Origin of the sequence: Janthinobacterium sp. 64, from assembly GCF_002813325.1 — a bacterium.
Classification (GTDB): Bacteria; Pseudomonadota; Gammaproteobacteria; order Burkholderiales; family Burkholderiaceae_D; genus Janthinobacterium.
The window spans coordinates 4,918,467-4,937,887 of record NZ_PHUG01000001.1; the positions used below are offsets into that span (position 1 = coordinate 4,918,467).

The 19,421-nt window shown below is 62.8% G+C and carries 10 protein-coding genes; 5 read left to right on the forward strand and 5 right to left on the reverse strand.

The window, feature by feature from the left end; all coding sequences use genetic code 11:
* The first annotated feature begins 56 nt into the window (after positions 1–56).
* On the forward strand, positions 57–1,067 hold the full coding sequence (gap, locus tag CLU91_RS21695) for a type I glyceraldehyde-3-phosphate dehydrogenase (protein ID WP_071079192.1): 1,011 nt from the start codon (positions 57–59) through the stop codon (positions 1,065–1,067).
* A 63-nt stretch (positions 1,068–1,130) separates the two neighbouring features.
* Here the strand turns inward: gap and CLU91_RS21700 are convergent, their stop codons facing one another.
* From CLU91_RS21700 to glnE, 3 genes are all read right to left on the reverse strand, one after another.
* Positions 1,131–1,895 carry a YoaK family protein gene (locus CLU91_RS21700; protein WP_100875778.1) on the reverse strand — a complete coding sequence of 255 codons (765 nt, stop codon included), beginning with the start codon at positions 1,893–1,895 and terminating at the stop codon, positions 1,131–1,133.
* Between the two features lie 27 nt (positions 1,896–1,922).
* The gene (locus CLU91_RS21705) at positions 1,923–2,399 is read right to left on the reverse strand and encodes a cache domain-containing protein (protein WP_099760460.1); all 477 of its coding nucleotides are present in this window, start codon (positions 2,397–2,399) and stop codon (positions 1,923–1,925) included.
* Positions 2,400–2,498: 99 nt separating this feature from the next.
* Positions 2,499–5,255 carry a bifunctional [glutamate--ammonia ligase]-adenylyl-L-tyrosine phosphorylase/[glutamate--ammonia-ligase] adenylyltransferase gene (gene glnE / locus CLU91_RS21710; protein ID WP_100875779.1) on the reverse strand — a complete coding sequence of 919 codons (2,757 nt, stop codon included), beginning with the start codon at positions 5,253–5,255 and terminating at the stop codon, positions 2,499–2,501.
* A gap of 237 nt (positions 5,256–5,492) precedes the next feature.
* Between glnE and CLU91_RS21715 the strand changes: the two genes are divergently transcribed.
* The 3 genes from CLU91_RS21715 to tldD are packed head-to-tail and all read left to right on the forward strand — an operon-like array spanning position 5,493 to position 12,008.
* The gene (locus CLU91_RS21715; RefSeq protein WP_198521379.1) at positions 5,493–9,695 is read left to right on the forward strand and encodes a YhdP family protein; all 4,203 of its coding nucleotides are present in this window, start codon (positions 5,493–5,495) and stop codon (positions 9,693–9,695) included.
* A gap of 30 nt (positions 9,696–9,725) precedes the next feature.
* Complete coding sequence (locus tag CLU91_RS21720) at positions 9,726–10,526, forward strand: carbon-nitrogen hydrolase family protein (protein ID WP_100875780.1); 801 nt, start codon at positions 9,726–9,728, stop codon at positions 10,524–10,526.
* 21 nt (positions 10,527–10,547) lie between these two features.
* Positions 10,548–12,008 carry a metalloprotease TldD gene (gene tldD, locus CLU91_RS21725; RefSeq protein WP_100875781.1) on the forward strand — a complete coding sequence of 487 codons (1,461 nt, stop codon included), beginning with the start codon at positions 10,548–10,550 and terminating at the stop codon, positions 12,006–12,008.
* A gap of 53 nt (positions 12,009–12,061) precedes the next feature.
* On the opposite strand, the gene CLU91_RS21730 is transcribed toward tldD, so the two are convergent.
* Complete coding sequence (locus CLU91_RS21730; protein ID WP_100875782.1) at positions 12,062–14,917, reverse strand: TonB-dependent receptor; 2,856 nt, start codon at positions 14,915–14,917, stop codon at positions 12,062–12,064.
* Positions 14,918–15,421: 504 nt separating this feature from the next.
* Between CLU91_RS21730 and aroG the strand changes: the two genes are divergently transcribed.
* Positions 15,422–16,486, forward strand: coding sequence for a 3-deoxy-7-phosphoheptulonate synthase AroG (gene aroG, locus CLU91_RS21735; RefSeq protein ID WP_100876856.1), 1,065 nt, complete (start codon positions 15,422–15,424; stop codon positions 16,484–16,486).
* An 80-nt stretch (positions 16,487–16,566) separates the two neighbouring features.
* Here aroG and CLU91_RS21740 read toward each other — a convergent pair whose 3' ends face one another.
* Positions 16,567–19,413 (reverse strand): TonB-dependent receptor, encoded by a 2,847-nt coding sequence (locus tag CLU91_RS21740; RefSeq protein ID WP_100875783.1) that lies wholly within the window; start codon positions 19,411–19,413, stop codon positions 16,567–16,569.
* Positions 19,414–19,421: the final 8 nt, after the last annotated feature.

The following is a 19,421-nucleotide window of genomic DNA, read 5'->3' on the forward strand; positions in this document are numbered from 1 at the left end:
GGCGATGTGCTCGCCGGGGGCGTGCATGTACCTTCTTTTTTAATCAGGAGCAGAGTATGACGATCAAAGTTGCAATCAATGGCTACGGCCGCATCGGCCGTAATGTGTTGCGCGCTTTCTACGAAGGCGGCAAGAAACAGGACATCCAGATCGTTGCCATCAACGACCTGGGCGATGCCAAATCGAACGCCCACCTGACCCGCTACGACACCGCGCACGGCAAGTTCCCGGGCACGGTTACCGTCGAAGGCGACAACATGATCGTCAATGGCGATCCGATCCGCGTCTTCGCACAGCGCAATCCGGCTGAAATCCCATGGGGCGAGCTGGGCGTGGACGTGGTGCTGGAATGCACGGGCTTCTTCACCACCAAAGAGAAAGCTTCGGCGCACTTGAAGGGCGGCGCGAAAAAAGTCATCATCTCGGCACCAGGCGGCAAGGACGTCGATGCGACCGTCGTGTTCGGCGTGAACCACTCGGTCCTGAAATCGACGGATACCGTCATTTCGAACGCTTCGTGCACCACCAACTGCCTGGCACCGCTGGTCAAGCCGCTCAACGACGCCATCGGCATCGAAACGGGCCTGATGACCACCGTGCACGCCTACACCAACGATCAGGTGCTGTCCGACGTGATGCATGAAGACCTGCGCCGCGCCCGTTCGGCCACCATGAGCATGATCCCGACCAAGACGGGCGCTGCTGCCGCCGTTGGCCTGGTGCTGCCTGAGCTGAATGGCAAGCTGGACGGCTTCGCCATCCGCGTGCCGACCATCAACGTATCGCTGGTCGACCTGACCTTCATCGCCAAGCGCGACACCACCGTGGAAGAAGTCAACGCGCTGATGAAAACCGCGTCGGAAGGCGCCCTGGAAGGCATCCTGACGTACCAGACCGAACCGCTGGTATCGATCGACTTCAACCATAACCCGGCTTCGTCGAACTTCGATTCGACCCTGACCAAGGTCTCGGGCCGTCTGGTGAAAGTATCGTCGTGGTACGACAACGAGTGGGGTTTCTCGAACCGCATGCTCGACACCACCGTCGCACTGATGTCGGCCAAGTAATTCCTGGCTAGCCTGCAAAAAACGCCCTTCGGGGCGTTTTTTTTATTCATGGCCGTACGACACCTACAGGCGGCGCCGGTAGAAACGCCATAGAAGGCGCAAGTCGCGCAGCACGGGCACGCCGGACAGCAGGCTCAGCACGCCGGCGAGGAGGATGGTGGCCGCCGGAAAGCCGATGTGCTTGAAGGCCAGGGCGCCGCTGACGCCGCCGATGAAAAAACAGGCGATCAGCAGGCTGTGCGTTCTCAGCTTGCCGCGGTTGACCTTCACCATCCGGTCCGGCAGGTGGCGCCGGTTGTAATACGCCATCTTGCCCAGTTCGATGCCGATATCGGTGGACAGGCCCGTCACGTGGGTGGTGCGGATGACGGCGCCCGAAATCTTGGTGATGATGGCGTTCTGCAAACCCATGACAAAGCACAACAGCAAGATGGTGACGGGACCCAGCACGTCGGGCATGGTGGCCAGATAACTGCCCGTCAGGCCGAACAGCAGCAGCAAGGCCGCTTCCAGCAGCAGGCTGGCGGCAAACTGGCTGTGCAGCCGGCGCCGCTTGCCCCAGTTCACCATGATGGCCGTCACGGCCGCGCCGCTGACAAAGGCCAGCCAGGCGCCCAGCGCAGCCAGGGCCAGCGTGATATTGCCCAACGCCAGGTCATCGGCCATGCCCGAGACGATGCCCGTCATGTGCGAGGTATAGCCGCCGATGGCGAGAAAACCGCCCGCATTCACGGCGCCGGCCACCAGCGCCAGCACGCAACCGAGCTGCAGGTTGGCTTGCGTATCGCGTGCCGATCCGCTCAGGCGGGACAGGTAATGGAGCGGCATGCGGGTGCGGTTTCCTCTTGCCGTGGCTTATTTATAGATGCCGGAACCGACGATCATATTGTCGACCCGTTCGATGTAGCCGGATTTTTGCTCGACCACCTTGGTCAGCGGATTGGGCCACTTGAAGTCTACCCAGCCGCGTCCGGCCGGCGTATTGGCCGTGGTGATCAGCGACTTGACGATGGCCTTGCCCTCATTGTCCTTCAGGTCGATCAGGTTCTTGCCGACCATCTTGGGATTGTTGCCGTGCGCCAGGGTGACACCATTCATGTCGTACACATAAATGTACAGGTCGCGGTCATGGAAGCTGGTGTTGGCGGGATCGGCAATGGCGGCAAAGGCCTTTTCCTTGCCATCGGCCTTGATCATGGCCACGGCGCGCTTGGTCATGGCGATGGCTTCGTCCGCGCTGCCCTTGGGGGCGGCCCATGCCGCTGCCGGCATGGCGCAGAGGATGAAACTGGCAACGAGGGCGTGGATGCCCGTTTTTACACTCGTCTTCATACGCTGTCTCCTGGGATGATAGGCAACCCCGGCGCGGCCTGTTGTACGGCACTACTGGGAAGTGGAGTTGCCTGTACGTATCATACGCCGCCGCCGGGCTTATGCAATCGTTGCGGGAAAGATCGTGTGCCACAGGCGCATCACGTTGTCCGCATGCACGCGCACTCTTTCCGGCTCCACCCGGGCCAGGTCGTGGCCTTGCAGGCGCAACTGGTGCTGCAGCTTGCGCAGCGCGCGGTAGGCGTCGGCCACCAGGGCGGCCAGCTGCGCGTCGATCAGCCCCAGTTCGCCGCACAGGCGCAGCAGGGCGATATTGCCCGAGTTGGCCGTCAGCTGCGGATACTGCGCCGCATGCTGCAGCACCAGGTATTGCACCATGAATTCGATGTCGATCATGCCGCCCGGATCCTGTTTCAAATCAAAGCTGCCGGGGCGGGGCGGGTGGGCGTCCAGCATTTTCTTGCGCATGGCCACCACTTCGCCTTTGAGCGGGCCGTTTTCCGGGCGCTCCTTGCGCAAGATCGTGTCGCGGATGCGTTCGAAATGCTTGCCGATGGTGGTATCGCCGGCGCAGAAGCGCGCGCGCGTGAGCGCCTGGTGCTCCCACACCCAGGCCGCGCTGCCCTGGTAGCGCTCGAATGCCTGCACGCTGGATACCAGCATGCCCGAGGCGCCATCGGGGCGCAGGGCGATATCGATGTCGAACAGGATGCCGGCCGAGGTGTGCGAGGTCATCCAGGTGATGAAGCGCTGCGCCAGCTTGGCATACAGGCCGGGCGCTTCCTGGTCGTCGTCGTCGAACAGGAAAATGACGTCGAGATCCGAGACATAGCCGAGTTCCTTGCCGCCCAGCTTGCCGTACGCGATGACGGCGAATTTCGGCACTTCGCGGTGGCGCGTAGGTAAGGTTTGCCACACGGCTTGCACGGTGGCGGCAACGATGATGTCGGCCAGCTGCGACAGGTAGTCGGCCAGCTTTTCCACGCTCAGGTCGCCCGCCAGGTCTTGCGCCAGGCACTGGAACAGTTGCGCATGGTGCGTTTCGCGCAAGATATCCATCTGCCGCTCCGTGTCGCCGGGCGCGTCGTCGAGCTGGCGCTGCAGGTCCAGCGCCAGCGCGTTTGGATCCGGCACCGTGTTGCGGATGCGTTCGTCCAGCAGTTCATCGAGCAGGATAGGATGTTGCGTGAGGAAGGTGGCGGCCCAGCCGCTGGCGCACACCATGCGTACGACGCGTTCCAGCGTGTGTGGATACTCTGTCAATAATGACAGATAGGCCGAGCGGCGCGCAATCGCTTCCAGAAAGTCGAGCAGGCGGCCCAGGGTGGCCAGCTGGCTGGCGTTACCGTTGGACACGGAGCAATCGGTGATCAGGGGCAGGGCGGAATTGACGAGGGCCACCAAACGCGTGCGGCTCGCCTCGGGCAAGGATTGCAGCCGCGGCGCCTGCCAGGTGGCCAGCAAACGGCGCGCGCAGGCGGCGGGCTCGTGGAAACCCAGGGCGGCAAAGCGCGCCTCGATGGCTTCCTGCTGGTCCGAGGCGGCGCAGTCGTTCGACGTTTGCGGGTCGATGCCCGTGTCGGCAGGCGGCGTGCCGCTGCTCTTGTCGCTGAACATTTCGTCGAACTGGCCGGCGACAAACACGCGGTGTGCTTCGAGCTGGGCCAGCAGGGTGGGCGTGTCGGGTAAACCCATCATCTGCGCCACCACCAGGCGGTCGGCCTCGTTGGCGGGCAGGGTGTGGGTTTGCGCATCGTCCAGGTATTGTAGCCGGTGTTCCAGGTTGCGCAAGAACGTGTAGGAGCCGAGCAACTGTTCCACGATGGCCGGCTCCAGCAAACCCTTGTCGGCCACCGTGTGCAGGGTGGCGCGCGTGGAGCGTTCGCGCAGTTCGGCATCGCGCCCGCCGCGTATCAATTGAAACACTTGCGCGAGGAATTCGATTTCGCGGATGCCGCCACGGCCCAGCTTGACGTTGTTGCTGCGGTCGGGATGCAGCCGCTCCTGGCGGTTGACCTCGGCGCGGATCTGGCCGTGCATGGTGCGGATGGCGTCGATGACGCCGAAATCGAGGTAGCGGCGAAAGACGAACGGACGCACGATGGCGTCGAGCGAGGCGATATCTTCCGGCTTGCCCGTCACGGCGCGCGCCTTGACCCAGGCGTAGCGCTCCCATTCACGGCCTTGCACGATCAGGTACTGTTCCACCATGCCCAGGCTGGCGGCCAGCGGACCCGAGTTGCCGTTCGGGCGCAAGGCCATATCCACGCGGAAAGTAAAACCATCTTGCGTGATCTCGGCCAGGGCGGCGATCAGCTTCTTGCCCATGCGAATGAAAAACTCGTGATTCGACAGGCTGCGCTGGCCCGGCAAGGTCGCTTGCGTGTCGCCATCTTCCGGATACACAAAGATCAGGTCGATATCCGACGAGACATTGAGTTCGCCGCCGCCCTGCTTGCCCATCGCCAACACCATCAAGGCCTGTTCCTCGCCCGATTCCTCGCCGACGGGCATGCCGTGCAAGGCCACCATCTCGGCCATGATGGCGTCCACATGCGTGCGGATGGCGAAATCGGCAAAGCCCGTCATGGCCGTGACGACTTCGTTCAGGTCCGCCTGGCCTTCCAGATCGCGCGCGATCAGGCCGCACACGAGCAGGTTGCGCAGGCGGCGCATGGCCCGCTCGGCCGGCAGTGGCGGCGTGGCGGCGTTCGCCTGGTCGGCCAGCGCGGCGGCAAAATCGAGCCCGTCGAGCGGCGCGCGCACCAGCTGCGCTATCTGCGCGGCGCGCTCGGGGGCGGCACCCAGCCAGCGCTGGTAGAAACGGGAGGCGGAGATCAAAGGCTGTGTGCTCATGGTGTCGGTAAGGGTCTCGTGAATGCTGCTTGCATGGTTCTTGTTTAACTTGGCTGCGAACGGCGGGGGATGCGGTAAAATTGTGCCGCTGGCGCGAGTACCGCCGGCAGTGCGTGCTCTTCCGGACGATGGTAAGGGAGGCTTTGCTCAGAAGCAAGCGCAAGGATGCAGGTGCGCACCACGAATGCAGACGATTTTTGCCATTATTTGACGCCGGGCCAGTTTATTAGCTTATTGATGCAAAAACCGCCAGAAGCAAGCGTGACAGAACATGTGCCATTGGCCCTGCGCTGGCAGCGGCTGCGTGCCGCCTATCGCATGGCCAATCTGGCCACCCATCATGTATTGGGTTTTACCATCAAACTGGTGCTGCTGGCGTATTTCGCCTTCGCCGTGCTGTTTTTGTTCCTGCGCTACGCCATTTTGCCGAATATCGATTACTACAAGGGCGATATCGAGCGGGCGGCCAGCCGCGCGCTGGGCAACCCCGTCAGCATCGCGCGTGTTTATGCCTCCTGGCATGGCGTGCGGCCGAATCTCTTCCTCGGCGACGTGAGCCTGCGCGACCCGGCGGGGCGCCAGGTGCTCAGCCTGCCGAGCGTCTCGGCCACCGTGTCGTGGTGGAGCGTGCTCGGTTCCGTGCGCTTCGAGGCACTGGAAATCACGCGGCCCGACCTGGACGTACGGCGCAGCAAGGATGGCAAGCTGTATGTGGCGGGCGTACTGGTCGACAGCACGCAAGGCAGCGATGGCAAGGGCGCCGACTGGCTGCTGTCGCAGCATGAGATCATCATTCGCGACGGCAAGGTGCGCTGGACGGACGAAGCGCGCGGCACGCCGGAGCTGGCTTTAAGCCAGGTCAACTTGCTGCTGCGCAACCACTGGCGCAGCCACCGGCTGGGCTTGCAGGCCACGCCGCCTGCCAGTCTGGCCGCGCCCATCGATGTGCGCGCTCACTTCACGCATCCCCCTTTCAGCACGCGCATCTCGGATGTGTCGATGTGGAAGGGCGAGTTGTACGCCGACCTGAAAAACGCCGACCTGGCCGCCTGGCGCCGTTATCTCGACTACCCGTTTGAATTAAGCCAGGGCAAGGGCGCCCTGCGCGCCTGGCTGAGTCTGGATCACGCGCGCCTGGCCGGCTTTACGGCCGATGTGGGTCTGACGGATGTGCAGGCGCAGCTGGGCGAGCATATCGCGCCGCTCGACTTGCTGTCGGTCAGCGGGCGCATTTCGGCCAAGGAAGAGCTGTCGGCGCAGGTGCCGGACGGCAAACCCACCTTTGGCGCGCATGGGCACCAGATCGAGCTGACGAACTTCGCGGTGGAAACACGCGATGGCCTCAGCTTGCCGCCCACGACCCTGTCCGAGCGCTACATTGCTGCAAGCAAACGCAAGCCTGCGCGCACGGAAATCACGGCCAGGTCGCTCGATTTGCACACCCTGGCCGCGCTGGCCGACAAGCTGCCGCTGGGCGAGCAGCAGCGCCAGCGTCTCGATGCCCTGGCGCCGCGCGGGCGTTTGCAGGATTTTTCAGCGCAATGGGAAGGCGACATGGCCACGCCCGCCAGCTACCGCCTGCGCGGCAAGCTCATCGATCTTGGCCTGAATGCGCAGCCGGCGCGCCTGGCCGTGGCGAAGACGGCGACCAGCCCTGCACAGGCGGCCGCACCGGCCATTCCCGGCTTTGACCACCTGACCGGCAGCATCGACGCCAATGACAAGGGCGGCAGCATTGCCATCGACGCGCAAGACTTGGTGTTGCAGTTCCCCACCTACCTGAGCGAGCCGGCCTTGCCGTTCGAACAATTCGCCATGCAGGCGCGCTGGACCTTTGAAGCGGGCAATATGCTGCAAGTCGGGCTGGACAAGCTTGACTTCGATCAGCAAGGCTTGCGCGTCGCCCTGCAAGGCACCCACCGCATGCCGCTCGACGGCAAGAACCTGGGCCAGGTCGACTTGACGGGCACGATCGATAATTTCCAGATCAACACCATCGGCCGTTATCTGCCGCTGCAGACGCCCGAGCACCTGCGCCACTGGCTGACGGGCGCGCTGGAAGGCGGCGTGGCGCGCGATGTCAGCCTGCGCCTGCGCGGCGAACTCGAACATTTTCCGTTCAAGGCCGACACGCCCGCCCAGCGGAATGCCGCCCAGCGCAACCGTGGCGATTTCCGCGTGGCCGGCAAGCTCGAGAATGGCAAGCTGAACTATGCGCCCGGCGAATTTGCGGAAAGCGGCCCGCTGGCGGGCAAGGCGCCGTTGTGGCCGCAGGCGGAAAAAATCAAGGGCAGCTTTGTTTTCGAGCGGGCGCGCATGGAAATTCGCGGCGACACGGCCACCACGGGCGGCGTGGCTCTGACGAATGTCAAAGCCGTGATTCCCGATCTGACCGTATTCGACACCTTGCTCGATATCGAGGGCAATGCAGCCGGCCCGATGCAGGAATTTCTCAAGTACGTGACGGCCAGCCCCGTGCTCGGCTGGATCGAGCATTTCACGGATGAAACGACGGCGACGGGCAACGCCAGGCTGGCCCTCAAATTGCACTTGCCGATCGAGCGCATGCCCGAGGCGACGGTGCAGGGCAGCTTGCAACTGGCGGGCAATGACGTGGTGCTGTTCCGCGATATGCCGCCCGTGCTGGGCACGCAGGGCAAGATCGAATTCAACGAAAAGGGCGTCAACCTGAATGGCTTGAACGGCAGCCTGCTGGGCGGGCCGCTGGCCATCTCGGGCGGCTCGCAGCCTGACAATTCCATCCAGGTCAAGATTGCCGGCAACATGACCATCGACGGCTTGCGCAAGACGTATCCGGCGCCCGTGTTGCAGCGCCTGGCGAAACATTTGAACGGCGGCGCGCGCTACAGCGGCCTGATCACGGCGCGCGACCAGCAGGTGGTGGTCAATGTCGAGTCGCCGCTGACGGGACTGGGCCTCGATTTTCCCGCGCCCCTGAAAAAGGCGGCCGGCGACAGCCTGCCCGTGAAATTCACCCTGACGGGCAATGCGGCCAACGGCGCCGGCCTGCGCACGGACGATATCCGCATCGCGCTGGGCTCCGGCATCGCCGCCCGCTACCAGCGCCAGAAGCAGGGCAAGGATACCTGGCGCCTGGTGCGCGGCGGCATCGGCGTGAACGTGCCGGCGCCGGAACCGGACAGCGGCATGATGCTCAACGTGAACATGAAAACCCTGGACGTGGACAGCTGGGTCGCCGTCGGCAGCGAGATCGCCGGCAGCGCCACGGCGCCAGCCGATGCCGGTGGCAACGCCGACGACGCACCCGATATCGCGCAATATGTGGTGCCGGACATGATGGCGGCGCGCGCCAGCGAACTGATGCTGGGCGAGCGCAAGCTGGAAAACGTGGTGGTGGGCGCCACCCACCAGAAGGATGTGTGGCAAGCCAATATCGACGCGAAACAAGTGTCGGGCTATGTGACGTGGCTGGAAACGCCGTCCGGCCTGGGCAAGATGACGGCGCGCCTGTCGTCGCTGATCATTCCGGAATCGGCCGCCAACGACGTGAAAAATCTGCTGGAAGGCAAGAGCGGCGCCCAGTCGATTCCGTCGCTCGATATCATCGCCGAGCAATTTGAGCTGTTCAACAAGAAGATCGGCCGGCTGGAGTTACAGGCCTATAACACCATGGCGGCGGGCGGGCGCGAGTGGCGCGTGGGCAAGCTGCAACTGTCGAACGCCGATGGTGCGCTGAGCGGCAATGGCAAATGGGTCATCAAGGATGGGCAAAGCACGACCAGCCTGCGTTTCGGCCTCGATATCGTCGATGCGGGCAAGTTGCTTGACCGCTTCGGCTTTGCCGATACGGTGCGCCGCGGCAAGGGGCGCCTGAGCGGCGACATCGCTTGGAACGGCTTGCCGTATTCGCTGGACATTCCCACCCTGTCGGGGCAGATCGAGATGAATGTGGAGTCGGGCCAGTTCCTCAAGCAAGATCCTGGCGCGGCCAAGCTGTTGGGCGTGCTCAGCCTGCAAGCCTTGCCCCGTTTGCTGAAACTCGATTTCCACGATGTGTTTTCCGAAGGGCTGGCCTTCGACGGCATCACGGCCAACGCCAGCATCAAGCGCGGTGTCGTGACCACCGACAACCTCAAGATGCACGGCGTGGCGGCCACGGTGCTGATGGATGGCAAGGCCGACATCGCCAATGAAACGACGAATCTGCATGTGGTGGTGATCCCGGAATTTAACCTGGGCACGGGGCCGCTCGTGTATGCGCTGGCCGTCAACCCCGTCATCGGCCTGGGTAGTTTCCTGGCGCAATTGTTCCTGCGCGCCCCCGTGATGAAGGCGCTCACCTATCACATGCAGATTGCCGGCCCGTGGAAGTCGCCCGTCGTGACCAAGCTCGATGGTGGTAAATTGGAACCTGTCGCCGTGCCTGCCGCTGCAGCCGTGGAGGCGGTGGCGAAATAGGCGAGGCGTTCGAATGGATAAAAGGTGGCAATGATGCATACAGTTGCAGCAGTACAAATGATTTCTTCGCCGTCCGTGGCAGACAACCTGGCCACGGCGCGGCGCCTGGTGGCGCAGGCCGCCGCCGCTGGCGCGCAACTGGTGGTGTTGCCCGAATACTGGGCCATCATGGGCCAGCAGGAAACGGACAAGCTGGCCCATGCGGAACAGCCCGGCAGCGGACCGATCCAGGATGGCATGGCGCAAATGGCGCGCCAGCACGGTATCTGGCTGATCGGCGGCACCTTGCCCCTGATCTCCGGCGAGGAAGGCAAGGTTTTGAATACCACGCTGGTGTACGACCCGCAGGGCGAGCCGGCCGGCCGCTACGACAAGATCCACCTGTTCGGTTTTACGCGCGGCAGCGAGTCGTACAATGAATCGCGCACCATCGTGCCCGGCGCGCAAGTGCGCGCGATCGAGACGCCGTTCGGCCGGGTCGGCCTGTCCATCTGCTATGACTTGCGCTTTCCCGAGCTGTACCGCGCCATGGGCGATTGCGCGCTGATCGTCGTGCCGGCCGCATTTACCCATACGACGGGCAGCGCCCACTGGGAAGTGCTGCTGCGCGCGCGCGCCATCGAAAACCAGTGCTATGTGCTGGCCTCGGCGCAGGGCGGCTTGCATCCGAACGGCCGGCGCACCTGGGGCCACAGCATGCTGATCGACCCGTGGGGCGAAGTGAAAGCCGTGTTACCCGAAGGCGAGGGTGTGGTCAGCGGCGCGATCGACCTGCTGTTTCTGGCCGGCGTGCGCGAGTCGCTGCCTGCCCTCGCGCATCGGACGATGTGAATTGAATTGTGAGAAAGAGCCATGATCCCATTTGAACCCAATCTGTCCAGCCTGGCCGTGGCACGCGATATCCTGCTCACGCCGTTTGGCCTCGATGAAGACAAGCTGCTCAAAGCCCTGGGCACGATGTTTACGCACAAGGTCGACTATGCCGACCTGTATTTCCAGTCGACCAAGAGCGAAGGCTGGAGTCTGGAAGAGGGCATCGTCAAGACGGGCAGCTTTTCCATCGACCAGGGCGTGGGCGTGCGCGCCGTGTCCGGCGACAAGACGGCCTTTGCGTATTCCGACGACATTTCCGAGCGGGCCCTGCTGGAAGCGGCGGCGGCCACGCGCACCATCGCGCGCGCCGGTGCAGGCAGAGTCAAGATCGCGGGCCAGATGCTTGCGCAGGGTGGGCGTTCGCTGTACCTGCCCAACGATCCGCTCGCCTCGCTGGACGCCACGGCCAAGGTGCAATTGCTGGAGCGCGTGGAAAAGATGGCGCGGGCGAAAGACCCCAGAGTCGTGCAAGTGATGGCGGGCCTGGCCGGCGAATACGACGTGGTGCTGGTGCTGCGCAGCGACGGCGTGCTGGCGGCCGACATCCGCCCGCTGGTGCGCGTCTCGCTCACCGTCATCGCGGAACAGAATGGCCGCCGCGAAACGGGCTCGGCCGGTGGCGGCGGGCGTTTCAGCTATGACTATTTCAGCGATGCCGTGCTGGAACAATACGCGACGGATGCCGTCAATTCGGCCCTCGTGAATCTGGAAGCGCGCCCCGCGCCCGCCGGCCCCATGACCATCGTGCTGGGACCGGGCTGGCCCGGCATCCTGCTGCACGAAGCGATCGGCCATGGCCTGGAAGGCGATTTCAACCGCAAGGGCTCGTCCGCGTTTTCCGGGTGCATCGGCGAGCGCGTGGCGGCCAAGGGCGTCACGGTGGTCGATGACGGCACCCTGGCTGGCCGCCGCGGTTCGCTCAATATCGATGACGAAGGCAATCCGACGCAGTGCACGACCCTGATCGAGGACGGCATCCTCAAGGGTTACATTCAGGACACCATGAATGCGCGCCTGATGAAGATGCCCGTGACGGGCAATGCGCGCCGCGAGTCGTTCGCCCACCTGCCCATGCCGCGCATGACGAACACGTATATGCTCGGTGGCGACAAGGACCCGGGTGAAATTCTCGCTTCCGTGAAAAATGGTTTGTATGCCGTCAACTTCGGCGGCGGCCAGGTCGACATTACCAACGGCAAGTTCGTCTTCTCGGCCAGCGAAGCGTACATGATCGAAAACGGCAAGCTCAGCTATCCGGTCAAAGGGGCGACCCTGATCGGCAATGGTCCGGACGTGCTCAACCGCGTTTCCATGATCGGCAACGACATGCGCCTGGACTCGGGCGTGGGCGTGTGCGGCAAGGAGGGGCAAAGCGTGCCCGTGGGCGTGGGCCAACCGACCTTGCGTCTCGATGGCATTACCGTCGGTGGCACGGCCTGATTGCCGAGGTCTGCCCCTATTTCAGACCCCGGCATTTGCTGTTGGCTTAATCCTCAGAATTTGTACTTCAGCCCGGCACTGAAGAAACGTCCCGCCGCACCCGCATAGTCGAGCGGGTTGTAGCCCGTGGCGCCATACGTGAGCGGATCGAGCGGGGCGATCTTGTCGAACAGATTTTGCACCGTTGCAAACACTTCCAGTTTGGGCGTGGCCAGCCAGCGGGCCGTCAGGTCCACCGTCGTGAACGAGGCGATGCGGCAGCCGCGCGGCGCATCGGTGCCATCGGCGAAATGCGTGGCGCAGCCATCCGGATCGTTCTTGAAGCTGATATTGTCGAGCGGCGCGCGGTAGTTGACATTGGCCGAGACGCGCCAGTTCTGACGCTCCCAGGTCGCGCTCAGGTTGACCCTGTCAGCGGGCGTGCCCATGCAGTTGGAGACATCGCAATTGCCGTGCGTGCCGGCGAAATCGCGCTGCGTGCCGTCCTGCTCCGTGCGCAGCCATTTGTACAGATGCGTCCACTTCAGGTCGAACACCAGGTTGCCATAGTCGCCGCCCAGGTTGAAGCGCTGGCGCGCGTCGATATCGATGCCGCGCACCGTCGTTTGCGCGGAATTGACATAGCTGGCCAGCACGGCCGTGATGGCACCCGGATCGCCGGGCTGGTTGCTGGCCGTGGACGGGTCGCGCGCCACGTGGCCCTGCGCAATCGCCGTGTCCGTCTGTTCCTGGTTGATCTCATTCTTGCGGCGGATTTGCCACAGATCGACGGAAATGCTGCTGCGCGGCAGCGGGTCCCACACGGCACCCACGGAATAGCTGCGCGAACGCTCTGGCGACAGCTGGGGATTGGGCGAGGTGATGACGGCGATGGAGGCCGGGTCGCACGCGACCTCTACACCCAGCGCGCAGCGCAGCGGGTCGCTGGCGGTAGAAAACGCGGCCAGGCCACCGACGCCGTTTTCCGCCGCGCTGGGCGCGCGGAAGCCCTTGGCAAAGGTGCCGCGCAGGGCCAGTTCGCGCACGGGAGTCCATTTTATGCCCACTTTCGGCGTGTAGGAATTGCCCACGTCGGTGAAATGGTCGGCGCGCAGGGCACCCGATAGTTCCACGCTTTTCAGCACGGGCGCCAGCACTTCGGCATAGATGGCCGAGGCGTTGCGGCTGCCCTTGTAGGCGGAATAACCGAGGCCGATGATATTGCCCCGCTCCGTGCCCGTGGTGGGCTTGAGTTCCGTCGCTTCGTGGCGGAATTCGGCACCCACGGCCACGTCCAGGCCGCCGCCATCGAGCTTGCCTATCTCGCGGCTGGCCTTGAAGTCGATCTGCGCGATATGTGTTTTGGCGTTGCTGGAAATGCGCGGCGACAGGGCCGCGTACAGTGCGGGCGAGTTGAGGCCCGCGTTTTCCGCGATGCGCCACAGGCTGCCCGCCGGCAGGGCCGCATAGGCCGGGTTCAGGCTGGCCGCCGCCACATTGGCGGCAGTGGGGTTGAGCAGGGCAAAGGCCACGTCGCGCTGCAGGTAGCCGTTCAGGTCATTCGACACCTTGTTTTGCGAGTACAGCAAGGCGCTGTCGATATCCCAGCCTGCCACGCTGCCCTTGATGCCAGCCACGAAGCGCGTAAAGGTGGAGCGCACTTCCGACAGGCGGGGGCCGACATCGGCCGCCAGGTAGCGCAGCCTTGCTGCCGTGCCGAAATACGGGTTGTCCGGATGGTCGGCACCCAGCGCCACGCCCGCATTACTGACGGGACCGCCAGGGTAGCCGACCGAGCCGCTGATGGTCGAGGGCGTGGTGGCCGAGTTCGATTCGCTGTGATACAGATTCAATTCGGCATATGTTTGCAACGCTGGCGTCAGCTGCCAGGCGCCCCGGCCGAAGAAATTGATGTTCTTTTGCCTGGGCTGGATCTGGCCATATTGCTGCGCCGCATCGGTCAGGCAGCCGCCGCCCGGATCGCCCTGCGGGTGGTTTGTGAAGTTGCCGCAGGCGGCGCCGGGGAAGGTGCGCGTAAAGCCCTCGCCGCCCAGGTTGCCGCGGTTGTAGTAGTCGAGCGTATCAGGGTTGCGCACATTGCCGTTGACGGCGCTGCCGGCCGCGTTGTTGGTGGTGATGGCGCCCGCGCCGCTGAGGGTTTCCTGTGCGCTGAAGCCCAGGTCGCGCAAGTCGCTGCGGCCGACGGCGCCCCGTCCGCCCCGGTCGCGGTTCCAGATCGCCCCTTTTTCGCTGTATTCCAGGTTCAGCAGCACGTTGTAGCGGTCCGTGTCGATGTCGCCGAAACCGTGCGTGATGGACGCGCGCGCCTCGCGCCCGTCCCAGTCTTTCGTCTTGCCGTAATTGCCCTTTACGGCCGTGCCCTGGTAATCGCGCCGCAGGATGACGTTGACGACGCCGGCGATGGCGTCCGAGCCGTAGATGGCCGAGGCGCCATCCTTGAGGATTTCCACCCGTTCCACCGCTTCCAGGGGGATGATGTTCAGGTCGGCAAACACCTTCTGGCCGTCATCGGCCAGGCCGTAAGGCGCCACGCGGCGCCCGTTCAGCAAGACCAGGGTCGACGCGGTGCCCAGGCCGCGCAGCGAAATGCCCGACGCGCCGGCGGCAAAGCCGCCGCTGAAGCTGGTAGGAACCGAGCCCTGGTTGTCGACGGCCAGGGTTTGCAGCAGTTCGGCCACGCTGGCCTTGCCCGATTTCTCGATATCGGCTGCATTCAGGGTTTGCACGGCTGAGGCTGTTTCAGCCTGGGCGCGGCGGATGTTCGAACCGGTGATTTCCACGCGCTGCAGGGGCGCGGGTGCGGCATTGTCCTGTGCCAGGACGGGTAGACTCAGCAGTGCACTGGCCAGTGCCAGGCCCAGGCGTGGTGGCGAAAATACAGCGGGCTGAAACAAGGGTGTAGGGCTCATTTTGTTCTCCGGAAAGGTCAGGCAATCAAAGGTCGTCGATGCGTCCTTGAGTCTTGTCCGTCCGGTCTGCCCGGGATTAGATCTTGATCAGTAGTGTGTCGCTTGCCGTCGCCGCAATGGGCGTTGTGTGGTGTGCGCGCCACGACGGGCTCAGCACTGGACGGGACTGACCATGCCGGTCTGACGGTGCGCAACTTTTTATGCTTTTTTACGCGCTTTGCCGTCTAAAACGGCAGCGGCATGCGGCTTTGCCAACAAATATGCTTGCCAACCCCTGCAATTTAGGTTTATAGTCGTTCATCACTTACGGATGACTCGCATGTTCGCTCGCCACTTTTTTACCGCTTATTTTTACTTTAGCAATTCCAACCCAAAGGCGGTGGAGTAGCGGTCGGTTCACGTAGCAGCAACAAACGAGATCCCAGCAAATTCTAAAAAACCGCCACTGATGGCGGTTTTTTTTTACCCAGATGTTTTACTCATCCTTAAATTTTGGAGAAAATGATGCCCCGCACCGATGATTTGCGCATTCGCGAAATGAAGGAATTGACTCCGCCGTCCCACCTGATCCGCGAATTTGCCTGCTCGGAGCTGGCCGGTCAGACCGCCGCCGACTCCCGTGTCGCCTTGCACCGTATCCTGCACGGCCAGGATGACCGCCTGATGGTGGTGATCGGGCCTTGCTCCATCCACGATACCAAGGCGGCGATGGAATATGCGCGCCTGCTGGTCAAGGAGCGTGCGCGTTTCGCCGGTGAACTGGAAATCGTCATGCGCGTCTACTTCGAGAAGCCACGCACCACGGTGGGCTGGAAGGGGCTGATCAACGACCCGTACATGGACAACAGCTTCCGCATCAACGACGGCTTGCGCATGGCGCGCGAACTGTTGCGTGATATCAATGAGCTGGGCTTGCCGGCTGGCACGGAATTCCTCGACGTCATCAGCCCGCAATACATCGCCGACCTGATCAGTTGGGGCGCCATCGGCGCGCGCACCACGGAGTCGCAGGTGCACCGCGAGCTGGCCTCGGGACTGTCGTGCCCGGTCGGCTTCAAGAATGGCACGGACGGCAATGTGAAAATCGCCGTGGAAGCCATCAAGGCCGCCTCGCAGCCGCACCATTTCCTTTCCGTCACGAAGGGTGGCCACTCGGCCATCGTCTCGACCAACGGCAACGAGGATTGCCACATCATTCTGCGCGGTGGCAAGACGCCAAACTATGACGCGGCCAGCGTGGACGAGGCCTGCAAGGCCATCGCCGCGCAAGGCCTGGCGGCGCGCCTGATGATCGACGCCTCGCATGCGAACAGCTCAAAAAAACCGGAAAACCAGATCCCCGTGTGCGCCGACATCGCCAGCCAGGTGGCCGGCGGCGACAGCCGCATCGTTGGCGTGATGGTGGAATCGCATCTGGTGGCGGGGCGCCAGGATCTGATCCCGGGCAAGGAATTGATCTATGGCCAATCCGTCACGGATGGCTGCATCGACTGGAGCGCCAGCGTGGCCGTGCTGGAAAACCTGGCGCAAGCCGTCAAGCAGCGCCGCCTGCAGGGCGACAAGGAATGAAATGACGTGGCGCGCAGCATGAAAAAAAGCCCGGAAAGCTAAGCTTTCCGGGCTTTTTCAGTTTTCAGCTCACGCTGAGCTTAGAACTTGTAGGAACCGCTCAGGTAGAACTGGCGGCCCAGGGCGCTCGAGTACGATGGGTTGTAGCCCACTTGATGCGAACCCGTGTTACGCAGGGTGAACGGCGGATCGCGGTCGAACAGGTTCAGGATGCCGCCCGTGATTTCCACGTTCTTCAGCGGACGATAAGCCGTCTGGAAGTCGAAGGTGGTGTAGCTCGGCACTTCCAGCTGGATGCCATAGCATTCGCCAGGGCTGCCGGCGACGATCACGGCGCAATCATCGGCCGTCTGTTCCTTGTCCGTGTAGCCATTGCGGTAGCTGGCGCTCAGCGTATGCGTGAACTTGGCCGTCTCATACGTGCTGGTGGCGCGGATGATGTTGCGGAAGCTGACCTTGTCGTTCGAGCCGTAGCGATTCAAGCTGGTTTCCCATTGATCATTGGTGCCTGGCGTCGTGTAGCGCGAGCGCAGCAGGTAGGTACCCATCAGGCGGGTCGTCAGGCGGCCGTCCAGCAGCTTCATCTTGTGGGTGAAGTCGTAGTCGATACCGCGGTTTTCCACCTTGCCGATGTTGATAGGCAGCAGTTTGATGGCCAGCACGTCTTTGCCCGTCGAGCCGATGTGCTTGAGGGTGTAGCGGTCGGCGTACTTGGCCGGATTGTTGAAGATCAAGCCTTCGGGAACGACAGTCGCCTGGTCGTTGATCTGCACGTTCCACAGGTCGAACGACATCGACAGGCTGTCGATCGGTTCGAAGACGGTGCCGATGCTCCATTGCTTCGACGTTTCCGGCTTCAGCTCAGGATTGCCAATTTGAACGGCTTCGAACTGCTGGCGTCCCACGCCTTCGCAATAGCTGGCCAGCGGATGGCCGCCCATGCCGTTCGCTGCCGTCAGCGGGCATTGGTAGTTACCACCCGTGACGCCAAAGTCTTCCAGCGGGCCGGCGATTTCCTGCATGCTGGCGGCGCGGAAGCCCGTGCCGGCAGCGGCGCGGAACATCAGGCTCTTGGTCGCGGAATACTTGCCGCTGATTTTCCAGGTGGTGGCGTTTTCTTTCTTGCCTACCGTCTTGCCCGTCAGCTTGTTATCGATGGCGCCGATCTGGTCATAACGCAGCGAGCCGGTCATTTCCAGTTTTTTCGAAATTGGCAGCATCAGTTCGGCATAGGCGCCAGCGTTGTCGCGTGCGTATTCGCTGTCGACCTGTGCATTGTCAAACAGGATTTGCGCCTGCTTGGCCACGTCCGCCTGCTGCACCTTGTACGAAGTGTTGCGGTAGTCGGCGCCCACGCCCAGCATGGCGGTGCCGCCTGGCAGCGAGAACACGGGACGCGAAGCGCGGCCATCGATGCCCTTCATTTCCACGGTTTGCGTGTTGTAGGTGCCGCTGAAGCCCGTGCCCAGCAGTGCCTGGCGCATGGCGTCCGGCATGGAACCGACCGGGTAGGCGAACGGGTCGATATTGCCGGCGGCGATTTGCGCGTCGAACTTGTCGGCCAGCGGGAAACCGCTGACATAGGTCTGCGTTTGCTTGTTTTTCGAGTACGTTACAGCCGAGTTGATATCCCAGCCGAATGCATTGCCATCGACGCCGGCGACGATATGGGTGGCTTTGGTGCCATAGTCGTAGACGCGGTTGCCCATTTCCGACAGGCGGTACTTGGCGACGGCGCCCGTGGCGTTGGCCAATTGCGTTGGCGTCAGGTTCGGCGCCAGGTATTTGTTGAACAGCGGTGAGCCGACATCGACGGAGAAATCGGCCGGATACGGCGCAATGCTGGCGATGACGCGTGCTTCGGTGTAAGCAAGGTCATAGAAACCCTGGAAGCCGGTCTTGCCCAGTTTGACGGTACCTGAGCTGAAGATGGCGTCGCGCTTCGATTCGGGATTGATTTCGATGGTCGATGGCGAATCGAAATAGCAATTGCCGTCGCCATAGAAATCCATGTTGCTGGCGGCGCATTTGCCGCCATGGGCCAATGCGTACGGGTTCAGGTTGACGCTATCGACGAAGGGCGTGCCGGTCTTCGGATTGATGACCACGGCGCCCGTCAGCGGATCGGTACGGTTGTAATCGACAGCCGCATTGCCCGGGGCTGAACGCGAGGAACCGTTGATGAATTGCAGCGCCTTGCCGGTCTTCGGATCGTTGAAATTGATGATGCCGCTTTTCGCGAAGCTGCGCTGCGATGCTTTCAGCGATTTTTGTTCGTCATGGCTGGCCGACACGAAGATGCTATAGCCATCGTCGTCGATGTCGCCGAAGCCCTTGCTGATCGAAATCGAGTTGCTGGCGCCGCCTTTTTCTTCAGGACGCGAGTACTTGGCGTTGATTTCCAGCGGCGCCGCACCTTTTTTCAGGATGAAGTTGACCACGCCGGCGATGGCGTCGGCGCCATACAGGGCCGAGGCGCCGTCGGTCAGCACTTCCACGCGCTCGATGGCCGACAGGGGGATCGAGTTCAGGTCGATGGTGGTGCCGGAATTGGATGGCGCCACACGGCGGCCGTTCAGCAGCACCAGCGTGTAGGCTGCGCCGATATCGTGGATCGAGGCCGTGGTGACGCCGCCGCCGCCGCCGCCAACCGAATCGGCGGCCACGGAGAAGCCCTGCATCGCAGGAATTTGCTGAATGAAATCGGTCACCGTGGTGACGCCCGTTTTCTTGATGTCTTTCTGATTGAACGACTGCACCGGCAGCGATGCTTCGGAAGCGATGCGCTTGATGCTCGAACCCGTGACTTCCACGCGTTGCATGGTGCCATCTGTTGTTTCTTGCGCATACGCTGCATGCATGCCCAGGGCAATACTGCCAGCAAACATCAGGCGCAAGGAGCGCGACATTACATTTTCTATCATCATCTGAAATT